Annotated in this window: 13 protein-coding genes and 2 tRNA genes; 6 read left to right on the top strand and 9 right to left on the bottom strand. The window is 61.1% G+C overall.

The window, feature by feature from the left end; genetic code table 11:
• Window positions 1-42 precede the first annotated feature (42 nt).
• Together BT204_RS14090 and BT204_RS14085 are read left to right on the top strand one after the other, a co-directional pair.
• Window positions 43-3,615, top strand: a complete 3,573-nt coding sequence (locus BT204_RS14090; RefSeq protein ID WP_054918323.1) for a transporter substrate-binding domain-containing protein — start codon at window positions 43-45, stop codon at window positions 3,613-3,615.
• A gap of 273 nt (window positions 3,616-3,888) precedes the next feature.
• On the top strand, window positions 3,889-5,133 hold the full coding sequence (locus BT204_RS14085; RefSeq protein WP_072447186.1) for an EAL domain-containing response regulator: 1,245 nt from the start codon (window positions 3,889-3,891) through the stop codon (window positions 5,131-5,133).
• Here BT204_RS14085 and BT204_RS14080 read toward each other — a convergent pair.
• Entirely contained in the window at window positions 5,102-5,764 is a 663-nt protein-coding gene (locus BT204_RS14080) for a response regulator (protein WP_034128635.1), read from the bottom strand. The genes BT204_RS14085 and BT204_RS14080 overlap by 32 nt on opposite strands.
• 207 nt (window positions 5,765-5,971) lie before the next feature.
• On the opposite strand from BT204_RS14080, the gene BT204_RS14075 reads away from it, so the two are divergent.
• Window positions 5,972-6,256, top strand: a complete 285-nt coding sequence (locus BT204_RS14075) for a DUF3509 domain-containing protein (protein ID WP_020301357.1) — start codon at window positions 5,972-5,974, stop codon at window positions 6,254-6,256.
• A gap of 172 nt (window positions 6,257-6,428) precedes the next feature.
• Here BT204_RS14075 and BT204_RS14070 read toward each other — a convergent pair whose 3' ends face one another.
• Window positions 6,429-7,628, bottom strand: coding sequence for a CaiB/BaiF CoA transferase family protein (locus BT204_RS14070; protein ID WP_072447184.1), 1,200 nt, complete (start codon window positions 7,626-7,628; stop codon window positions 6,429-6,431).
• A 137-nt stretch (window positions 7,629-7,765) separates the two neighbouring features.
• On the opposite strand from BT204_RS14070, the gene BT204_RS14065 reads away from it, so the two are divergent.
• Complete coding sequence (locus tag BT204_RS14065) at window positions 7,766-8,308, top strand: YaeQ family protein (protein ID WP_003193952.1); 543 nt, start codon at window positions 7,766-7,768, stop codon at window positions 8,306-8,308.
• Window positions 8,309-8,464: 156 nt separating this feature from the next.
• The gene (recJ, locus tag BT204_RS14060) at window positions 8,465-10,174 is read left to right on the top strand and encodes a single-stranded-DNA-specific exonuclease RecJ (RefSeq protein WP_072447182.1); all 1,710 of its coding nucleotides are present in this window, start codon (window positions 8,465-8,467) and stop codon (window positions 10,172-10,174) included.
• Window positions 10,175-10,309: 135 nt separating this feature from the next.
• Here the strand turns inward: recJ and BT204_RS14055 are convergent, their stop codons facing one another.
• From BT204_RS14055 to BT204_RS14040, 4 genes are all read right to left on the bottom strand, one after another.
• The gene (locus tag BT204_RS14055; RefSeq protein WP_034128631.1) at window positions 10,310-11,590 is read right to left on the bottom strand and encodes a virulence factor family protein; all 1,281 of its coding nucleotides are present in this window, start codon (window positions 11,588-11,590) and stop codon (window positions 10,310-10,312) included.
• Window positions 11,590-14,232, bottom strand: a complete 2,643-nt coding sequence (mprF, locus tag BT204_RS14050; RefSeq protein WP_072447180.1) for a bifunctional lysylphosphatidylglycerol flippase/synthetase MprF — start codon at window positions 14,230-14,232, stop codon at window positions 11,590-11,592. The genes BT204_RS14055 and mprF overlap by 1 nt, the downstream gene beginning before the upstream one ends.
• A 279-nt stretch (window positions 14,233-14,511) precedes the next feature.
• Window positions 14,512-14,588 (bottom strand) — tRNA-Met (locus BT204_RS14045).
• Between the two features lie 175 nt (window positions 14,589-14,763).
• A tRNA-Met gene (locus BT204_RS14040) sits at window positions 14,764-14,840 on the bottom strand.
• Between the two features lie 278 nt (window positions 14,841-15,118).
• Here BT204_RS14040 and dinB point away from each other — a divergent pair.
• Window positions 15,119-16,177 carry a DNA polymerase IV gene (dinB, locus tag BT204_RS14035; RefSeq protein ID WP_003193948.1) on the top strand — a complete coding sequence of 353 codons (1,059 nt, stop codon included), beginning with the start codon at window positions 15,119-15,121 and terminating at the stop codon, window positions 16,175-16,177.
• Window positions 16,178-16,306: 129 nt separating this feature from the next.
• On the opposite strand, the gene BT204_RS14030 is transcribed toward dinB, so the two are convergent.
• From BT204_RS14030 to BT204_RS14020, 3 genes are all read right to left on the bottom strand, one after another.
• The gene (locus tag BT204_RS14030) at window positions 16,307-17,260 is read right to left on the bottom strand and encodes a hypothetical protein (protein ID WP_057975080.1); all 954 of its coding nucleotides are present in this window, start codon (window positions 17,258-17,260) and stop codon (window positions 16,307-16,309) included.
• Between the two features lie 20 nt (window positions 17,261-17,280).
• Window positions 17,281-18,996, bottom strand: a complete 1,716-nt coding sequence (locus tag BT204_RS14025) for a proline--tRNA ligase (RefSeq protein ID WP_034128629.1) — start codon at window positions 18,994-18,996, stop codon at window positions 17,281-17,283.
• A gap of 197 nt (window positions 18,997-19,193) precedes the next feature.
• Window positions 19,194-20,726, bottom strand: a complete 1,533-nt coding sequence (locus BT204_RS14020; protein ID WP_057975081.1) for an AmpG family muropeptide MFS transporter — start codon at window positions 20,724-20,726, stop codon at window positions 19,194-19,196.
• Between the last annotated feature and the right edge of the window lie 15 nt (window positions 20,727-20,741).

Raw genomic sequence — 20,741 nt, 5'->3', positions numbered from 1 at the left:
GAGCCATACTTGCCCAGTCGCCCAATCAAGGAAACCCAACCGGTGCAGGTTTTGATCCAATGGACGTTGAAGCTGGTGTGCCTGTTGTGGCTCATCCAGGTGCCCATGAGCCTGGCCGCCGTCAGCCTGCCGTTCAAACTGGTGCCGGCGTTTATCCCGCTTGAACCTATGCCGCTGGCGCCGACGGAGCAGCAGTGGTTGGCGGCGCATCGGACACTCAAAGTGGGCATCTCGATAGATGACTACCAGCCGATCGATATCACCCGTGACCGCAATCGCTACCAGGGCATCAGCGCCGATTATTTGAGCCTGGTTGGCGCACGGCTGGGTGTGCCCATGCAAGTGCTGGGCTTTTCCGAGCGCGCTCAGGCGGTCGAAGCGCTGCGCAACGGCACCATCGACATACTCACCAGTGCCAATGGTTACGAGCGTGACGTACCCGGCCTGCAATTCACCCCGGACTACATGCCCGACCGCTCGGTGGTGGTGCTGCGTCGCGACGATACCCAAGGCGACGATCTGGCCGGCAAGAAGCTGGTGTTGCTCGACGGCTACGCCAACGTGCAGAAGGTTCACGCGGCGTATCCCGACAGCCACATCATGCTCGCCCCTAACCTCTACAGCGGCCTCGAAGCCTTGAAGCAAGGTGACGTCGATGCGTTTATCGGCAACGAAGTGATTGTGCGCGCCTATAAATCGCTGCGGCCTTACCTGGGGTTGCAGATCAAGGAGCAGAGCCGGCTGGCGCCCATCGGTTTTGCCTTCGCCACCCGCCAGGCAGATCCGTTGTTGGGGGCCATGATGAATCGCGCGCTGGCAAGCCTCGACGAGTCGGTGCAGCGTGAAATCCTCGCGCGCTGGACCACCGGGCTCGGCGTCGGTATCAGTGGTGAGCGCATTGCGTTGTCGGCGTCGCAACAGGCCTGGGTGCGCGAGCATCCCCATGTCGTGGTGGTGGCCCAGCAGATGTCTCCGTACATATTCAAGGATAAGGATGGCCACTGGGTTGGCTTGAATGTGGATTTGTTGCATCGCATCACGCGCATGACCGGTTTGCAATTTATCTTTGAAGAGGTGCACTCCACCGCGCAAACCCTGGAATGGCTGGAAACAGGCAGGGCGCAGATGAACACGACCCTGGCCGTTAACCGCGAGCGCAGCACAGTGCTCAACTTCAGCCATGGGTATGGTGGGTCCGGCTGGGTGTTTGTCGAGCGTGCCGATGCCGCGCCGCTCACCGGCTTGAAGCAGTTGGACGGCAAGGTGCTGGCGCTGCCGGCACGTCATGTATTGGAAAATGATATTCGCCATGCGCATCCGAACATCACGTTGCGCCTGGTGGACAATTACAACCAGGCCCGTGAGCTGGTACGACGGGGCGAGGCGGCCGCTACCATTCAAACTGAAGTGGAAGTGCAGAGTTACCCGGAAGATGGCCTGCGTATCGGCCGCAGTGTCGATGGCAAGTGGTCGTCCAACTGCCTGTCGGTGCGCAAGGACCAGCCTGAGCTGCTGAGCATTCTGAACAAGGCCCTGGAGGCGCTGCCGGTGGCTGAGTTGAGTGCCTTGCGCTTGCGTTGGATCGGTGCCGTGGCGATTCCGCTGCCGGCCTGGCAACGGGTACCGCCATGGGCCTATTGGACGGTGGCCACGGCGCTGCTGTTTGTGTTGGTGTCGCTGGTGTGGAACAGCCGGCTCAAGCGCCAGATTCACCAACGGCTGGAGGCCGAGCAACGGCTCAATGACCAGTTGGCGTTCAAGCGCGCACTGCTCGACGGCATGCCCAACCCGCTGTTCGTCCGCGACCTGGACGGGCGCCTGGTGACCTGCAATAAAAGTTATGAACAGCAATTGGCGACCCGGCTGGAGCTGATCCAGGGCCTGACGCTGATGGAGAGCAAGGTCGTGCCCGACGCCACAGCGGCGCGGCTGCACGAAGGCCACATGGAGCAATTGGCCACGCAGCAGCCGTTGTTTGTCGACCGGCAATTGGAGCTCAACGGCGGCAGTTATCACGTCTACCAGTGGACCGTGCCTTTTTTTGATGCCCAGGGCCGTCTGCAGGGATTGTTGGGCGGTTGGATCGATATCAACGAACGCAAAGACCTGGAGCGCCAGTTGATGGACGCTCGCCAGGCCGCCGACGAAGCGAACTACGCCAAAAGTGCATTTCTCTCGGCCTTGAGCCACGAGATTCGCACCCCCATGACTGCCATCATTGGCTTGCTCGAACTGGAGCAAGAGCGTTGTCTGGCAAGCGGCCAGCCGGTTTCCGAGGCGCTGCAGGTGGCCCATCGTTCGGCGCGCGAGCTGATTGCGCTGATGGGCGACAGCCTGGACTTGGCCAAGATCGAAGCCGGCCACCTGCAACTGGCGCCACAGACCACTGAGTTGAAGCGCTTTTTCGAGGGTATCCAGAGCCTGTTCGAAGCCACGGCGCAAAAGAAAGGCCTGCATCTGACCCTGGCGTTTGATCCGGCTGCTCAGGGTTATTACTGGTTCGACCCGCTGCGGTTACGCCAGGTGATGCACAACCTGTTGGGCAATGCGCTCAAGTTTACCGAGCGGGGCGGGGTTCACCTCAGCGTGACCTGCCAACGGGATGAGACCGATAGCGAATACCTGCACCTGTGCGTCAAGGACAGCGGCCCAGGCATCAGCGCCGAGCAACAGCCGCGGGTGTTCAAGCCGTTTACCCAAGTGAGCGCCCTGACCGCTGCGCAACACGGCGGCACCGGTCTGGGCCTGAGTATCTGCAAGCAACTGGTGGAATTGATGGGCGGGAGCATTCACCTCGACAGCGTGGTGGGCGAGGGGACGGTGGTGTGCATTGACCTGCGCTTGGACCGGGTCAGCACCGATGATGTGCCGGCAACGCCCACCGCGACGTTGTCACCGACGGGGCGTAGCCTGTCGGTACTGGTGGTGGATGATTTGGCGGCCAACCGCCTGGTGCTGGCGCAGCAGTTGCAGTTCCTCGGTCATCAAGTGGTCGCTCTGGAGTCGGCCGAGGCCGCGTTGCAACGTTGGCGTGAGCAGCGTTTTGACGTGCTGGTCACCGATTGCCAGATGCCCGGCATGTCCGGTTATGCCTTGAGTGCGGCGATACGGCGCCTCGAAGCCGAGGAGCAACGGCCTCGTAGCGCGCTGGTGGGTTGCACCGCGAACGCCATGAAAGATGAACAACGCCGCTGCGAGGACGCCGGTATGGATGAACTGCTGGTCAAGCCGGTGACCCTGGAACACTGGACCCAAGTGCTGGCCCGCGTGGCGCCCCAGCGTTCGTTCGATATCCAGGCCCTGCGCACCATGACCCAGGCCGATGGCCCGGTGCTGCAAAGCATGTTGCAGGAACTGGCCAAGAGCCTGGACCACGAACACGAGGTATTGGCGGGAGCCCTGGCCGAGCGCGACGTGGCACGCTTGAATGCATCGCTGCACCGGCTCAAGGGCATTTGCTCGCTGGTGGACGCACTGCCACTGGCCAAGGCCTGTGTCGCCCTTGAGCAATGCGCCCGAGAGCAGCGCGGCGCCGAGCTTGAAGAACCCTGGTTGCGCTTGTCCGAGGTGCTCAAGGCGTTTCGTCGCGACCTGCAACCCTATCTGGATGCCTGACACCTTAATGCCGATCAGCTAAGCGAACGCAATGCTCAAGGCAACGACGATCAAATGTGGGAGCTGGCTTGCCTGCGATAGCGGTAGTGCAGTAACAGATGTAGCGACTGACACACCGCCTTCGCAGGCAAGCCAGCTCCCACAGGAGATCTGCGCTTGACCGACAAGACTTGCCCCTCCCACATTTAAGCAAGCTTTTAGGACACGTCCTATGGGGTACACCACAGCATGTGGCTACTGTGCAGGACTTTCCCTGTACCGACATCTTTACCCATGCGATCCCTGAACGTCCTGATCCTCGAAGACAACCCGTTTCAACTGATGGCTCTGCACCAGATGCTCAATGCCAACGGCGTGTTCAATGTACGGGCCGCGGAAACGGTCGAAACCGCCCGCCAGTCTCTGAACAGCAAAGGCCCGGTGGATATCGCCATCTGCGATTTGTACCTGGAGCAGGGCGATGGCCTGGAATTGATCCGCGAGTTGGCGGAACGCCGCCTGGCCCAAGTATTGATCCTGCTCAGCAACGCCGAGCCCGACGTGCTGGAAGGTGTGGCGAACATGGCCTGCCAATTGGGGCTCAAGGTTTTGGCGTGTTTGCCCAAGCCGGCTTCGGCCAAGTTGATCGGGCAACTACTGAGCGATTGCCAGGTTCATTTTCGCCCGGGGCCACCGGTGCTGTCCTGGGAGCGCGTGCGCCAACTGTTGGGCTTGAGCGAGCGGGAACAACTGCCGCCCTCGGCGGATGTCAGCCAGGCGACTATCGCTGCCTGTGGCCGGGTCTGGTACCAGCCCATCGTCAGTCAGGCCGGTGTGTTGCAAGGGGTGGAGGCGCTGGCGCGTTGGCAGTTGCCGGACGGTGAGCTGTTGCTGCCTGACGAGTTCCTGCCGGTACTGGAGTTTGCCGGCATGGAAGAGGCGTTTACCTGGCACGTGCTGGAGCAGGCGCTTGGCCTGGCGAACCAGGTGATGGGCGAAAGCGGCCAGGTGCTGCCAGTGGCCGTGAACATCCCCGGGCGCATGCTGGAGCGCGAGCACTTTCCCCAGGTGCTGCAAGGTCTGCTGCAGTTGCACGGTGTACCCGCCCATAGCCTGACGCTGGAGCTGGTGGAAACCTCGACCTTGAAAACCGACAGCGCCCATGTCACCGGCTTGCTGCGCTTGCGCATGTTGGGTTGCCAGTTGTCCATCGGCGACTTCGGCATGGGCGGCACCAGCCTGCAGCATTTGCTGGAACTGCCTTTTACCGAGCTGAAAATTCCACCGGCGTTTGCCTGTGGGATGGCCAATGATGACCGCAAGGCCGCTGTGGTAGCGGGCGCCATGAACATGGCGGCGCGCCTGGACGTTGCCGTGGTGGTCACCGGCGTGGAAACCGCCGCCGACTATCACGCTGTGGGCGAACTGGGCGCGGCGTGGCTGCAAGGCTGCTTTATCGCCCGGCCGATGGACGCCGCGGCGCTCAAGCAATGGATCGCGTTCCAGGCTAGGCCAGCCCGTGTTCCTGCACGTAAATAAACAGGGCGGCATCGTTGGCCAGCCCCAGCTTGCGCATGGCGCTGACTTTTTGCGCGCTGACGGTCTGCTTGCTGCGATGCAGGTGCGCGGCGATCTCGCCCACCGTCATGCCACTGGCCAACAGGCGAATCACCTCCAGTTCCCGGGGTGACAGGTGCTCCTGGGAGTGCAGGCGATCAGCGCCGACTTCCCCGGCCAGGCTCAGCGCCTGGCGGATGGTCTGGGCCACATAGGTGCGTTGCTGGCGCACCTGGCGGATCGCCTGGGGCAGCTCATCGGCCAGGCTGGCCTTGCTCAGCAAGCCCATCACACCCAATGCCAGGATGGAATGAAACAACCCGGCGTTGTTGAGCATGGTCACCACCACAATGGGCAAGTGCGGATAGTGCCGGCGCAGTTGCTCGATCAAGCGCAGCCCGTCGGCCTGGGGCTCGACGGGCATCATGAAGTCGGTCACCACCACATCGCAGGCACAGTGTTGCAACAACGCACTGAGGGCCTGGGGGGAATTGGCCTCGCCGACGATGCTGATGTGCGGGTCACGTTCGAGCACGGCGCGCAGGCCAATCAGGAAAATCGGGTGATCGTCGGCAATCACGATACGCAAGGGCGGTTCAGACGCAGCTCTCAAGGCAGGCTCCCGGGACAATCCAGGGATTCTAGCCTGTGCGCCGTTGTTTTTTCTCTGTCATCTTTTCCGTGCATGCTCGTTTTCCTCAAGCAGTGGATTACACAAAAGGTAGAACTTTCTGCTTTGAGCACGGGTCACTTGAATGTCAGCCTCTTCGTGACATTTTTGTTTTTCGAACCTTTTTCGAATGATTGAGTGGTGATCGAGATGGAAAGTATCAACCTATTGCTCAGCCAAGCACTGAGCCCTTATCAGGTTACGCTGACCTCTGCCGGTATGCGCGACGACTGCCTGGTAACCGTGAAGAACCCCGGTGGCGCCATCGTGGTTGAACGTGAAGTCGATCGTGCGCAATTGAGCGACAAGCGCGCGCTGGTGGATGTGGTGGATTGCCTGCTCCGCGACCTGAAAATCGCCGAAGGGCGCCTGGAACCTTCAGTCATCGCTGCCTTGCGCAACGCCTCCCAAACCCGTGGCGGCGCACTGGCATGAAACATTATTTTTCTTCGGAACCTTCCTACAAGGTGGTCAGTCAGAGTTTGTAACAGCAAGAGCAGGCATTGTGCTCCGGTGTTTGTCGCTTGCTGTGCGGGTCTTTTTGTAGACCACGTTTAACCCCGAGTTGTCTCCCCACTGCTCGGGGTTTCTTTTTGCCTGGGATTTGTCAGATCGCGCCATCCTCGCGCAGGCGAGTGATAGCCGCCGCGTCGTAGCCCAGGGCATTGAGCACCTGGCTGTTGTGTTCACCCAGTTGCGGGCCGACCCATTCGCAACTGCCCGGTGTGTCCGAGAGCTTGGGCACGATGCCGGGCATCTTGAAATCCTTGCCGCCCGGCAACTGCGCCTTGAGGAACATTTCCCGGGCCAGGAATTGCGGGTCGCCCAGCATGTCTTCGGCGCTGTAGATGCGACTGGCGGGTACCTCGGCTTTATTCAGATGTTCAATCACCTGGTCGAGCGACAGCGAATTGACCCAGCGATCAATCACGCCGTACAGCTCGTCGCGGCGAGCGTCACGCCCGTCATTGCTGGCCAGTGCAGGGTCGTTCGCCAGGTCGTCACGGCCGATCACCCGCATGAAGCGCTTGAAGATCGCATCGCCATTGGCGCCGATCTGCACATGCTTGCCGTCTGCGGTGGTGTGGATCGAGGACGGGGTGATGCCAGGCATGATGTTGCCGGTGCGCTCACGGATAAACCCGAACACATCGAACTCGGGGATCATGCTTTCCATCATGGCGAAGATGGCTTCATACAGCGCCACATCCACCACTTGGCCCAGGCCGCCGTTGACTTCGCGGTGACGCAGCGCCATCAGCGCGCCGATCACTGCCCACAACGCGGCAATCGAGTCGCCGATGGAGATACCGGTGCGCACGGGCGGGCGGTCCTCGAAGCCGGTGATATAGCGCAAGCCGCCCATGGACTCGCCCACCGCGCCAAACCCCGGCTGGTCCTTCATCGGCCCCGTCTGGCCGAAGCCCGAGAGGCGCACCATCACCAACTTGGGGTTGAGGGCGTGCAGGGTTTCCCAGCTCAGGCCGAGTTTCTCCAGCACGCCTGGGCGGAAGTTTTCGATCAGGATGTCGGCGTCGGCCAACAGTTGCTTGAGGATCGCCAGCCCCTCAGGGTGCTTGAGGTTGAGGGTCAGCGACTGCTTGTTGCGCGCCTGCACAAACCACCACAGCGAAGTGCCTTCATACAGCTTGCGCCATTTGCGCAGCGGGTCGCCGCCGTCCGGGGATTCGACCTTGATCACCTCGGCGCCGAATTCGGCGCAGATGCGTGAGGCAAACGGGCCGGCGATCAAAGTGCCCAGCTCGATGACTTTCAGGCCGGCAAGTGGTTTGGCAGTGAGCGACATGGGGATCCTTACAAGCGCGGGATGTTGATGTACTGCTTTTTAACATAGGCGAGCCGCGCGGATGCAGCGCAGTATTCGTTCAATGCCCTCGCCATCGGTTAGACTGGCCGCCTTTCCTTGTCTTTAGAAGCCCGTTCATGGCCCAGCCGTCCACGACCTACAAATTCGAACTCAACCTCACCGACCTCGACCGCTCGGTGTACGAGAGCGTCAAACAGACCATCGCCCGCCACCCTTCGGAAACCGAAGAGCGCATGACCGTGCGCCTGCTGGCCTACGCCCTTTGGTACAACGAGCAATTGGCGTTCGGGCGTGGCCTGTCGGATGTGGACGAACCGGCCCTTTGGGAAAAGAGCCTGGATGATCGGGTTTTGCACTGGATCGAAGTCGGCCAGCCGGATGCCGACCGCCTGACCTGGTGCTCGCGCCGCACCGAACGCACCAGCCTGCTGGCCTATGGCAGCCTGCGCGTGTGGGAAGGCAAGGTGGTGCCGGTGGCCAACAACCTGAAAAACGTGCACATCGCTGCCGTGCCCCAGGAAGTCTTGGAGACCCTGGCCAAGGACATGCCGCGGGTGATCAAGTGGGACGTGATGATCAGCGAAGGCACGATCTTTGTGACCGATGACCGTGGCCAGCATGAAGTGCAACTGCAATGGCTGGTCGGCGAGCGCGGTTGAAAAGGTGGGAGCTGGCTTGCCTGCGAGGGCATCCACTCGGTGTGTCTGATGTACCGAGTCGTATGCATCGCAGGCAAGCCAGCTCCCACATTTGATCTTGTTGCGTTCACTATCTGTGTTTAACCGATGTATTAGAAGAGAAGCTCCCGTCACCCCATGCGTATCGATCCCCGCCCATTGCCCGCCGTCCTGCCTTTTCTCGGTGAACTGCCGCCGCTGTTGACCCGCCTTTACGCCGCACGCGGGGTGCAGTCGGAGGCCGAGCTGGACAAGAGCCTGGCGCGGTTGATTCCCTATCAGCAGCTCAAGGGCATCAACGCCGCGGTGGACTTGCTGGTGACGGCCCTGGAGCAGCGTCAGCGCATCCTGATCGTCGGTGACTTCGACGCCGATGGCGCCACGGCGAGTACCGTGGGCACCCTGGGCCTGCGTTTGCTTGGCGCGGCCCATGTCGATTACCTAGTGCCCAACCGCTTCGAATACGGCTACGGCCTGACCCCGGAAATCGTCGCGGTGGCGCTGGAGCGCGAGCCGCAGTTGCTGATCACCGTGGACAACGGTATCTCCAGCGTCGAAGGCGTGGCGGCGGCGAAAGCGGCGGGGTTGCAGGTGCTGGTGACCGACCACCACTTGCCCGGCGATGAACTGCCGGCCGCTGACGCCATCGTCAATCCTAACCAGCCGGGCTGCACATTTCCCAGCAAGGCCCTGGCCGGCGTCGGCGTGATCTTCTATGTATTGATGGCCCTGCGTGCACGGTTGCGCAGCCTGGGTTGGTATGACAACAAGCCCCAGCCGAACATCGGTGAACTGCTTGATCTGGTGGCCCTGGGCAGCGTCGCTGACGTGGTGCCGCTGGACGCCAACAACCGCATCCTCGTGCACCAGGGGCTGGAGCGTATTCGGGCCGGTCGGGCGCGGCCGGGGATCAAGGCGATCCTGGAAGTGGCCAAGCGTGATCATGCGCGTATCACCTCCACCGACCTGGGTTTTATCCTCGGCCCGCGCCTGAATGCCGCCGGGCGCCTGGACGATATGAGCCTGGGCATTGAATGCCTGCTTACCACGGACTTCGCTGCCGCACGGGAAATGGCCGCGCAACTGGACGGCATGAACCAGGACCGTAAATCCATCGAGCAAGGCATGCAACGCGAGGCCCTGGCCCAGCTCAAGGACCTGCCGGTGGAGTCGATGCCGTACGGTCTGTGCCTGTTTGACCCGGAGTGGCACCAAGGGGTGATCGGGATCCTCGCGTCACGTATGAAGGAGCGTTATTTCCGCCCGACCATCGCCTTCGCCGATGCCGGTGATGGCCTGCTCAAGGGCTCTGGACGCTCGGTGCAAGGCTTTCATATCCGCGATGCGCTGGCGGTCGTCGCCAGCCAGCACCCCAACCTGATCACCAAGTACGGCGGCCACGCCATGGCGGCGGGGCTGACTTTGCCCGAGGCCAACTTCCCATTGTTTGCGCAAGCCTTCGATGCCGAAGTGCGCCGGCAACTGCGCGAAGAAGACCTCACCGGTCGCCTGCTTTCAGACGGCACCCTGGCGGTGGAAGAGTTTCACCTGGAACTGGCCCGCGCCCTGCGCCATGCCGGCCCGTGGGGGCAGCACTTTCCCGAGCCATTGTTTCACGGGGTATTCCAGTTGGTGGAGCAGCGGGTGGTGGGTGAGCGGCATTTGAAAGTGGTGCTCAAGAGCGAATGCGGGTCGGTGAAGCTCGATGGCATCGCCTTTGGTGTGGACCGCGAAGTGTGGCCAAACCCGACGGTGCGTTGGGTGGAATTGGCCTACAAGCTGGATGTGAATGAATTTCGTGGCAATGAGACGGTGCAACTGATGATTGCGCACATCGAACCGCGCTAGTTTTCATCAACACCACGTACCACTGTGGGAGCGGGCTTGCCCGCGATGACGGAGTGTCAGTCAACGCTACTGTGACTGAGCCACCGCTATCGCGGGCAAGCCCGCTCCCACATTGGGTCTTGGATTAAGCTGGAATTATTCGGCTTTGGCCTGATGCTTGACGATAATATCCACCAACCGCTTGGCCAGCGCCGGGTAGTTCTCATCGAAGTGATGCCCGCCCGGCAGCTTCATGGCTTCGCCCACGGCGGTCTTGTCGGTGCAGCCACTCTCGTCGACTTCTTCGGCGCCGTAGATGCACACGACTTTCTCAGGCGGCAGCTTGGCCATTTCCGGGCCGGTGGCGGCTTCTTTGCCGGCGTTGCCCAGCCAGCCTTCCACTTCGATTTCAAAGCTGCCGGTGCGGGCGAAGGCCAGCAGGATGATCGCGTCCACCCGTTGCTGTTCGTTCTCTGGCATACGGTTGTAGATCGCCGGCAATACGTCGGCGCCGAACGAGTAACCGGTCAGCACGAAGCGCTTGGTGCCCCACTTTTGCCGGTAGTGTTGCATCAGCTCGGTGAGGTCCTTGGCACTTTGCTCTGGCGTCTTGTGCTGCCAGTAGTAGCGCAGGGTGTCGATGCCCACCACCGGGTAGCCGATCTTGGCCATCTCGCCCGCCACGTCGCGGTCCAGGTCGCGCCAGCCGCCGTCACCGGAGAGGAACAGGGTCACGGTGTCCTTGGCTTGGCCGGCGGGTACTTCCACTACCGGAATCGCCAGGCCGCCGTTGTCCGAACCGACCAGTTGCTTGCGCAGTTCGTTATTCAGCACCTGTGGGTAATGAATGTCGTAGTCGCTGATGCTGGTGGTGGCGCGCGGTGTGTCGCGTACGAAACTGGCGCTTTCATCGTCGGGGTTATCGTTCCACGCCACCAGCCAGCTGCCATGGGCGGCGGTTTTCGGCAGCGGGTCGTTGCAGCCTTCCTGTTTCAGGGCGAAGCCCACGGAGATGGCGTTGGCCTTGTCGTCGTTCTGGGTGGCCAGCCAGCGCCAGGCGAGTGCGGCGCCAGGGCCGATGCCGCTGACCAGGGTTGCCGGGCCTTTCAGCTGGGCCAGGGCGCCTTGCAGGGCTTTTTCCTGCAGTGCGCAGTCATCTTTTGGCAGCACCACCTGAACCAGTTGCGCTGAACCGCCCTGGCTCAGGGCAATCAGTTGGCTGTCGGTCAGGGTTTCGTCGGCCATCACCGCCACGGCCACGCGGGCTTTCGCGTTGCTGGCCGGGGTTACGCGGGTCATTACCGAACCGTCGGCCTGGGGCAAGTGCTCCAGGGTCGGTTGCGGAGCAGGGCGGTTCCAGTACCAGAAGCCACCCGCCGCGATCAGCGCAAGCAGCACCACTAAAGCCAATACATACCGCCAGGAGCGTCGAATCATCAGCGTTTCACCAATCCAGTCAAGCCGCCCGCGATCAGGGCGGCGGTATCGGCCAATGCCACCAGCGGATCCAGTCCTGCGGGCACGGCCATGTAACGGGGTTCCCAGTCGGGCTGGAACTTGTCTTTGAAGCGGCGCAAACCTTGGAAGTTATACAGTTGCTCGCCACGGCGGAACACCATCGAGCCCAGGCGCTGGGTCAGCGGTGCGCCACGGCGCGGTTGCAAGCCCGACAACGGCACCATGCCGAGGCTGAAGCGCGCGTAGTCGTGGCTCTTATAATGTTGAATCAGGCCCACCATCATGAACTCCATGGTCAACTTGGGCGCGTCCGGGTGGGCACGCATCAGGTCGAGGCTGGCCAGATCATGATTGTAGGTTTCGAGCAAATTGGCGAAGGCCACCGGGCGCCCTTCGAAGCGAATGATCGCGATACGAAAGTGCTTGAGGTAGTCATCGCTGAAACGGCCCAGGGAGAAGCCCTTTTCCCGCACATTCTTACCTGTAAGCCAGGCATCGGAGATGACTTTTAATTCATCCATCGGCGCCTTGCCCGGTTCGCAGATTTCCAGGGACAGGCCGTCCCGGGTGCCACGGTTCCAGGTGTAGCGCAAATCCTTCATTTCTTTGCCCTTGGCTTCCAGGTCAAAGCGTTTCAGGTCGACGCGGGCTTCTTCACCCAGTTTGATCGCGGTGAGGCCGATGTCCATGTAATACGGCAGGTTCTCGGCGCGTACCTGGTAAAACACCGGACGGGCGTGGTGGATGTCGCACAGGTCGCGGAACTGCCAGATCATCTCGGCGCGGGGTTGGGTCGGGCCGATCGGGTCGTACAAAGCCACCAGGCTACGCCCGCGACGGGCATACATCAGGAAGGCTTCATCGTTGGGGTGAAACAGCAGCGCCTTGTCGCCGGTGAGCGCGAGGCCGCCGTCAGGTTGGGACGAGGCCATCAGGATCTTGCTGGCGCGCTCCAGTTCTTCCGGGGTCGGCAGGTGGATGACCGGGCGTGCCGTGCGCAGCAGCCAGGTCAGCGACACGATCACCAGCAACACGGCGGCGCCGAGCAGCGAACGCAAACCACGCGGGGCGTTGGCGTCGAGGGTGAACTGCCACCAGAGTTGGTGACTGTAGGGCACGTCCTGATAGGCAAACAGCAGCAGCCAGATCGAGGCGCCGAGCACACAGACACTGGCCACCAGGTACAGCGGCGAAAACGGTAACTCGGTCAGGCGACTGGCGCGGTAGAACGAGCGCCGGAAGATGGCCAGCAGCACTGCGGTCATGGTCATCAGGCTGGCTTCTTCCCAGTCGAAGCCTTTAAGCAGCGAGAGCAGGGCGCCAACCAGCAGCAACACCATAGTCAGCATCCAGGCGGCCGACAACCGCCGGCGCAGGCCCTGGGCGAGCAACAGGCACAACACACCGATCAGGCTGGCACCGAAGTGCGACGCGTCAATCAGACGATGGGGAATCAGGAAGCCGATGTTTTCCAGGCGTGAGTCGATCTCTGGCGTGGCGCCGGAAAACAGCAGGACCACGCCGGACAAAAAAACCAGGACGGCCAATACTGGCGCTGCCAGCCCCGACGCTACCCGCAGGCTTTGCTGGGTCTGGAACAGGCGCTGGGCCTCGTTGACCAGCAGGAATACACAAGCGATCAACAGTGGCAGCACCACGTAGATCATGCGGTACAGCAGCAAGGCAGCAGCCAGGGGCGCGGCACCGAGTTTGTCGGCAAAGGCCGCCAGCAGGATCGCTTCGAATACGCCCACGCCGCCCGGCACATGGCTGAGCACACCGGCGGCCAGGGCCAGCAGGTACACCAACAGGAACGGGCCGAAGGGCGGCGCTTCGGGCAACAGCAGATACAGCACGGTAGCGGCTGCGGCGACGTCCAGTGCGGTGATGATCAGTTGCAGGAAAGTCAGGCGTCGGCCAGGCAGGCGCAGGGTGCGGCGCCCGGCCTTGACCAGCAGGTTGTCGGGGTAGGGCTGTTCCGGCAGGCGGCGGCGATAGATGCCGATGCACAGCAGGGCCGACAACAGCAGCACGGCGCCGGCAATGCCGCCGAGCAGGCTTTGCGATAAATGCAGGTAAGTGGAGGCGGCTGGCAAGTTGCTCAACGTGGCCAGCGCGGCCAGCGGCGGCAGCGCACAGCCCAGGGCCAGGCTGGCGAACACGGTCATGTGCGCCACTTCCGAGGCGCCGATGCCATGGCGTGCATATAAACGGTAACGCACCGAACCGCCCGAGAGCATCGACAAACCAATGGCGTTGCCGATAGCAAAGGCGGTGAAACCACCCAGGGCCAGGGTCTTGGCGGGCAATTGCACGCCGGCATAACGCGCGCCGGAGAATTCATAGCCGAGCAGGATCACAAAACCGGCGACTGCCGCCGAAAAGGCCCCCAGTAGGGCAGGCTTGGGCACTTCCAGGATCGAATCGTGCAGGGCGTAGAGGTCCAGCTCTAGCAGCAGGTGCCGGCAGGCGATCAGGGCGATTGCAAACAGCAGGAGCGTCACGGCCAGGCCGATGGGCTGGCGGTACTTGCTCAACAGGTCCAGCCACCGCAAACGGGTGGGAGTGATCGGTTGTTCTGCTGTGACGGTGTCTTGTGGTTCAGACGAGTTGGCGCGCATCAATCACCTCGTGGATTGTGCGCGACAGGATGGAGGTATCCAGCCAAGTTACCAATCCCTATGGACAAAATAATTACAAATATTAACGCGGATCACCGGGCGCGGCGACTGCGGCCATTGGTCGTAGAGGGGTAGCGCTTGAGCATTGAGCATAGCGTGCAATGAGATGGACTCTGCAAACCGTCTACGGTTTCATGAAAGATGCCATGCCATTGTTTCAGAAGAACTTTTTCGCCAGATACAAAAAAGGCCACTCTTTCGAGTAGCCTTTTTGATGTTTGGTTGCGGGAGCCGGATTTGAACCGACGACCTTCGGGTTATGAGCCCGACGAGCTACCAGACTGCTCCATCCCGCGTCTGTGGGCGGCATTCTACAGCCCAATGGCGGGGTGTCAACCGTTAATGAGCCGATCGCTGAAATAAGCGCTAATTATTCTGAAATCAAGGTGTTGGCTGCATTGTGCAGGTGTACAGGCGCAAAACGAACACGCACAAAAAAGGCCACTCTTTCGAGTAGCCTTTTTTGATGTTTGGTTGCGGGAGCCGGATTTGAACCGACGACCTTCGGGTTATGAGCCCGACGAGCTACCAGACTGCTCCATCCCGCGTCTGTGTGTCGGCATTCTACAGAGGAACGCGAGTGTGTCAACCTGTGAATCGAAGAAAAGCGCTTTTGCTTCAATTGGTTAGCGCTTGATGAGGGGCTTCTTGAGGGCTTGAAGCCAGGCAGGGCAGGGCTTTCAGCTCTATTGGGATGCTCGATTCGATTGAGAAAATATATTCGTCTACGAAAGTTCCTACCGCTCAGACAGAAGATTCAAACTACTGGTGCTATATACAGGGGTGAGTGCGATACTGGCCACCCGTTGGTTAACACCCCGTTTATATGACGCAGCGCAAAATCATCCACGTCGACTGTGATTGCTTCTACGCCGCCATCGAGATGCGCGACGACCCGAGCCTGGCGCAAAAGCCCTTGGCTGTCGGTGGCTCGGCAGATCGGCGCGGCGTGATCGCCACCTGCAATTATGAGGCGCGGGCGTATGGGGTGCGTTCGGCGATGTCGTCACGTCACGCCCTGAAGCTGTGCCCGGACTTGACCATCGTCAAGCCGCGCATGGATGCCTATAAAGAAGCGTCGAAAGAAATCCAGCTGATTTTCCGCGACTACACCGACTTGATCGAGCCGTTGTCGCTGGATGAGGCTTACCTCGACGTGTCTGACAGCCCGCATTTTGGCGGCAGCGCCACGCGTATTGCTCAGGACATTCGGCGCCGGGTCTCCAACCAGCTGCATATCACTGTGTCTGCCGGCGTGGCGCCCAACAAGTTTTTGGCCAAGATCGCCAGCGACTGGAAAAAGCCCAACGGCCTGTTTGTGATCACGCCGGATCAAGTTGAAGACTTTGTCTCGCAGTTGCGTGTCAGCAAGCTGCATGGCGTGGGCAAGGTCACCGCTGACAAGCTGGCGCGCCTGGGCATCGAAGACTGCCTGCAATTGCGCGACTGGAACAAACTGGCGCTGGTGCGCGAATTCGGCAGTTTTGGCGAGCGCCTCTGGAGCCTGGCCCGTGGGATTGATGATCGTGTAGTGCAAAACGACAGCCGGCGGCAATCCATCAGTGTAGAAAATACCTTCGACGTGGACTTGCCCGATCTTTCAAGTTGCCTGGCGAAACTGCCGGAGTTGATGGAGACCCTGGCCGGGCGCATGGCGCGTATCGACAGTAGCTACCGGGCGGGCAAGCCGTTCGTGAAAGTGAAGTTTCATGACTTTACCCAGACGACGCTGGAGCAGGCGGGGGCAGGGCGGGATCTGGAGAGTTATGAACAGTTGATGACCCAGGCGTTCAATCGCGGGGGCAAGCCGGTGCGGTTGTTGGGGATAGGCGTACGGTTGCTGGACCTGAGCGGCGGCAACGAACAGCTCGAGTTTTCCTGGTAAAAACCCGAAACAAATGTGGGAGCTGGCTTGCCTGCGATAGCAGTGTGTCAGTCACGAATGCTTTAACTGATACACCGCTATCGCAGGCAAGCCAGCACCCACAGTTTGATCTTCACAGGTATTGAGCGATCAGCGTGCGCCGGGATCCGCCACCAAACGCCCCCCGTCCTTGGTCAACGCCTGCACAAACTCCTGCTGCAACTCCGGATCATTGCGCGTCAGTTCGATCAGGCTTTGTTCCAGCTCGCTGGCTTCTTCTTCCAGGCCCAGCTCCGACAGGCGTTTGACCCGGTGTACCCACTGGTTCACTTCGTCATCTTCCAGGTCGTCATAGATCAGGGCATGGGCTTCGAGCAGCTTGCTGCGCAGCGTGTTGCTGACCGCCAGGGTCGAGTCGGTATGCACGTCGTCCTGGCCATCCGCCACAGTGATTTTCAGCGTGGTGACGCGGTTCAGGTCCTGCTCGGCAAAGGGGCTGTCCAACAGGTTAAGGCGCAGGATGCCGTTACGGTCGGTGGTCAGCTCATGGGTCTGCTTGCCGGCAGTGACTTGCACCGGGCGCTCGCTCCAGGGCAGGCTCGAATACTCCAGGCGCTTGTCACGCTGGACTTCATCGATAGCCGCCAGGTTCTGTTGTGCACGGCCGTGGGATTGCACGTTCATGAACGGGTTGATGCCGTCCACGCCGTAGCTCAACCAGTCATGGGTCACACTCGTGGGCAGGTTGCCGAGGGCGAAGATATTCGCCACGTTGGCACCCACGCCCGCCACCAGCGCCACGGCACCCAAGGGCATCTCGTAGAGTTTGCGCCAGGGCTGGTAGGGCGTGTAGCGGTCATAACGACGGGTGACTTCGAATTCGGTGACCTCGAAGGTCTTCTGCTCATGAATGCGAACCCGGCGTTGCGGCAGTTCCAGCACTGTGGGTTCGCCTACATCGATCTGCAGGCTGTGGTCGAGCAACTTACGCTCGACCCGCTCCTCGTGCTCACTGCGTTGCGACATCTGATTGGCGCAGCCGCTGACCAGCAGGGCGCCGCACAAGGCGGCGCCCCCCAGGGCTCTGGTGTTTCGCTTGAACATGACTTCTCTTGATCTGGTTTTCAGCGACGAATACGCGCCTGGAGGAAAGACAGCACGTCAGCCACCGGCAACGGTTGGGCTTCGGCTTCGGTCCGGCTCTTGTATTCCAGATTGCCATCCGCCAGGCCGCGGTCACTGACCACGATCCGGTGCGGGATGCCAATCAGTTCCATGTCGGCGAACTTGATGCCCGGGCTGGTTTTCTTGTCCCGATCATCGAGCAGCACTTCGAAACCGGCAGCGGTGAGTTCCGCGTACAGTTTGTCGGTGGCTTCGCGTACTTGCTCGGTTTCATAGCGCAATGGCACCAGGGCTACCTGGAACGGCGCCAGCGCGTCACTCCAGATGATGCCTTTCTCGTCGTTGTTCTGCTCAATGGCAGCGGCAACCACGCGGGATACGCCAATGCCGTAGCAGCCCATGTCCAGGGTGATCGGCTTGCCGTTCTCACCCAGTACTTCGCACTTCATCGCCTTGCTGTACTTGTTGCCCAGCTGGAAGATGTGCCCGACTTCGATGCCGCGCTTGATCTCCAGGGTGCCCTTGCCATCCGGGCTCGGGTCGCCGGCCACGACGTTGCGCAGGTCGGCCACGGTCGGAACCGGCAGGTCACGCTCCCAGTTCACGCCGAAGTAGTGCTTGTCGTCGATGTTCGCGCCGATACCGAAGTCGCTCATCAGCTCGACCGAACGGTCGATGATGATCGGCAGCGGCAGGTTCAGCGGGCCCAGGGAGCCGGCACCGGCGCCAATGGCGTCGCGCAGTTCGGCATCGGTGGCCATGACCAGCGGGCTTGCCACGCCAGGTTGCTGGGCGGCCTTGATTTCGTTGAGCTCGTGGTCGCCACGGATCACCAGGGCGATCAGCTTGCCTTCTTCTTCGGCGCGCACGATCAGGGTCTTGATGGTCTTTTCAATCGGCAGATTGAATTTCTCCACCAGGGCCGCGATGGTCTTGGTGTCTGGCGTGTCGACCAGGCGCAGCTCCTCGGTGGGAGCAGGGCGCGAGGTTTCACGTGGTATGGCTTCGGCCTTCTCGATGTTCGCCGCGTAGTCGGAACCGTTGCTGAACACGATATCGTCTTCGCCGGACTCGGCCAGCACGTGGAATTCGTGGGAGCCGGCACCGCCGATGGAGCCGTTGTCCGCTTCAACCGGGCGGAACTTCAGGCCCAGGCGCGTGAACACGTTGCAGTAGGCCTGGTGCATGCGGTCGTAGGTCGCTTGCAGGGAAGCCTGGTCGGCGTGGAACGAATAGGCGTCCTTCATGATGAACTCGCGGCCACGCATCAGGCCGAAGCGTGGGCGGATCTCGTCACGAAACTTGGTCTGGATCTGATACAGGTTGAGCGGCAACTGCTTATAGCTGCTCAGCTCGTTGCGCATCAGGTCGGTGATGACTTCTTCGTGGGTCGGGCCGGCGCAGAAATCGCGGCCATGACGGTCTTTAAAGCGCAGCAACTCAGGGCCGTACTCTTCCCAGCGCCCGGATTCCTGCCACAACTCAGCCGGTTGGGTGCTCGGCATCAACACTTCCAGAGAGCCGGCCGCGTTCATTTCTTCACGAACGATGGCTTCGACCTTGCGCATCACCTTCAAGCCCATGGGCAACCAGGTGTACAGGCCCGAGGCCAGTTTGCGGATCATACCGGCGCGCAGCATCAGCTGATGGCTGATCACAACCGCGTCGGAAGGCGTTTCTTTCTGTGTGGCGAGCAAATATTGACTGGTACGCATGGTAGGCCGTTGTCGGTTGCTTGGACTTGAAATGACTTGGGATTGTACGGGCGCTTGTCGCCGGAGTACAGGCGTGAGGTAGCTGGGTGTATCTGTCGTAACCGTCGCTTGTGTGGGAGCTGGCTTGCCTGCGATAGCGATGGTGAACCCAACGCCGCTATCGCAGGCAAGCCAGCTCCCACATTGACCGAGTCGTATCAGTCTTCCGGCGGGGGATTCAGTCGGGCGCGGCGGTTCTCCTGGAACCAGTGCAGCGCAATCAGGAGCAGCGTCGGCACACCCAGCAGGCAGGTGATCATAAAGAAGTTGTGATAACCGAACTTCTCCACCATCACCCCTGAATAGCCGCCGATCAAACGCGGCAGCAACAGCATGATCGAACTGAGCAGCGCATATTGGGTGGCGGAGAACTTGAGGTTGGTGAGGCTCGACAGGTACGCCACGAACGCCGAAGTGGCCATGCCCGAACTGAAGTTGTCCAGGGAGATGGTGACGATCAACATCTGCAGGTCGGGGCCCATGTCGGCGAGCATCACGAACAGCAGGTTGGTACCGGCCGAGGCTACGCCGCCGATGAACAGGATCGGCAGTATCCCGAACCGCACGATCAACAGGCCGCCCATGCCGGCGCCGAGCAGGGTCATGATCAGGCCGAAGATCTTGCTCACCCCGGCAATCTGGTCCTTGGTGAATCCCTGGTCGATATAGAACACGTTGGCCATGACGCCCATCACCGTGTCGGACATGCGATAGGTGGCAATCAGCCCGAGCAGCAGCAGCGCCTGCCAACGGTAGCGCAGGATAAAGTCGTTGACCGGCGTGAGCACGGGCGCCAGGCCCCGGCGGCCCATGGCTGAAAGGCACAGGGTAGTGAGGATGATATAGAGGATGGCGCGCAGGAACGCGCGGTCTTCCATCAGCAGTTCCCACAAACTCACGCCCTGGAACAGCACGCTGGCGAAGTCGGTGTTGTACAACTGGGTGAACATCGCCGGCACCGAGACCAACAGCACGATCAGTACAAACACCGACACCAACTGGTGCATGAAACTGTAGCGTCCGGCCTGCAACTGGGTGCGCAGTGGCACATCAGGTTCACGCATGAGTAAGGTGGTGAGCAACGCCGGCACCATCAACACGCCGAACAACACATAGGTGCCGGTCCAGGCCGAGTGTTTATAGTTGAAGCCGGTGGAGCCAAAGCCTTCGGCAAAGAACAGCGCACCGGCGGTAGCCAGTAGAGCGGCGATGCGATAACCGGACATGTAGCTTGCCGCCAGGGCGGCCTGACGGCTGTCGTCGGCGATTTCCAGGCGGTAGGCATCCACGGCAATGTCTTGCGTGGCCGACGCGAAGGCGACGACCACCGCAATGGCGATCAACCAGGACAGGTGTTTTTGCGGGTCACAAAAGCCCATGCCGATCAATCCGAGGATCACCAGCGACTGGGCCAGCACCAGCCAGGAGCGACGACGCCCCAGTTTGCCAAGCAACGGCAGGCGCCATTGGTCGAGCAGCGGCGACCAGACCCATTTGAAGGCGTAGGCCAGGCCGATCAGGCTCGCATAGCCAATGGTCTCGCGGGCCACACCGGCTTCACGCAGCCACACCGAAAGCGTCGAAAACACCAACATGTAAGGCATGCCGGCGGCGAAACCGAGCAACAACAGCACTAACGTCGAAGGGCTGGCATAGGCGGCGAGCGCGGCGCGCCAGGTTTTACGGGGCATGGGCTGGAGTCTGCC

The sequence above is a fragment of the Pseudomonas sp. NFPP02 genome, from assembly GCF_900119355.1.
In the GTDB taxonomy this organism is placed as follows: Bacteria; Pseudomonadota; Gammaproteobacteria; order Pseudomonadales; family Pseudomonadaceae; genus Aquipseudomonas; species Aquipseudomonas paracarnis.
Note: the sequence above shows the minus strand (reverse complement) of the source record. Positions and strands in the feature narration are given on the sequence as shown.

Excerpts from the sequence above, each read along its gene's own strand:
- BT204_RS14085 (WP_072447186.1), top strand. The coding sequence starts at position 3,889 with ATGCGATCCCTGAACGTCCTGATCCTCGAAGACAACCCGTTTCAACTG.
- BT204_RS14075 (WP_020301357.1), top strand. The coding sequence starts at position 5,972 with ATGGAAAGTATCAACCTATTGCTCAGCCAAGCACTGAGCCCTTATCAG.
- BT204_RS14070 (WP_072447184.1), bottom strand. The coding sequence starts at position 7,628 with ATGTCGCTCACTGCCAAACCACTTGCCGGCCTGAAAGTCATCGAGCTG.
- BT204_RS14065 (WP_003193952.1), top strand. The coding sequence starts at position 7,766 with ATGGCCCAGCCGTCCACGACCTACAAATTCGAACTCAACCTCACCGAC.
- recJ (WP_072447182.1), top strand. The coding sequence starts at position 8,465 with ATGCGTATCGATCCCCGCCCATTGCCCGCCGTCCTGCCTTTTCTCGGT.
- BT204_RS14055 (WP_034128631.1), bottom strand. The coding sequence starts at position 11,590 with ATGATTCGACGCTCCTGGCGGTATGTATTGGCTTTAGTGGTGCTGCTT.
- mprF (WP_072447180.1), bottom strand. The coding sequence starts at position 14,232 with ATGCGCGCCAACTCGTCTGAACCACAAGACACCGTCACAGCAGAACAA.
- dinB (WP_003193948.1), top strand. The coding sequence starts at position 15,119 with ATGACGCAGCGCAAAATCATCCACGTCGACTGTGATTGCTTCTACGCC.
- BT204_RS14030 (WP_057975080.1), bottom strand. The coding sequence starts at position 17,260 with ATGTTCAAGCGAAACACCAGAGCCCTGGGGGGCGCCGCCTTGTGCGGC.
- BT204_RS14025 (WP_034128629.1), bottom strand. The coding sequence starts at position 18,996 with ATGCGTACCAGTCAATATTTGCTCGCCACACAGAAAGAAACGCCTTCC.
- BT204_RS14020 (WP_057975081.1), bottom strand. The coding sequence starts at position 20,726 with ATGCCCCGTAAAACCTGGCGCGCCGCGCTCGCCGCCTATGCCAGCCCT.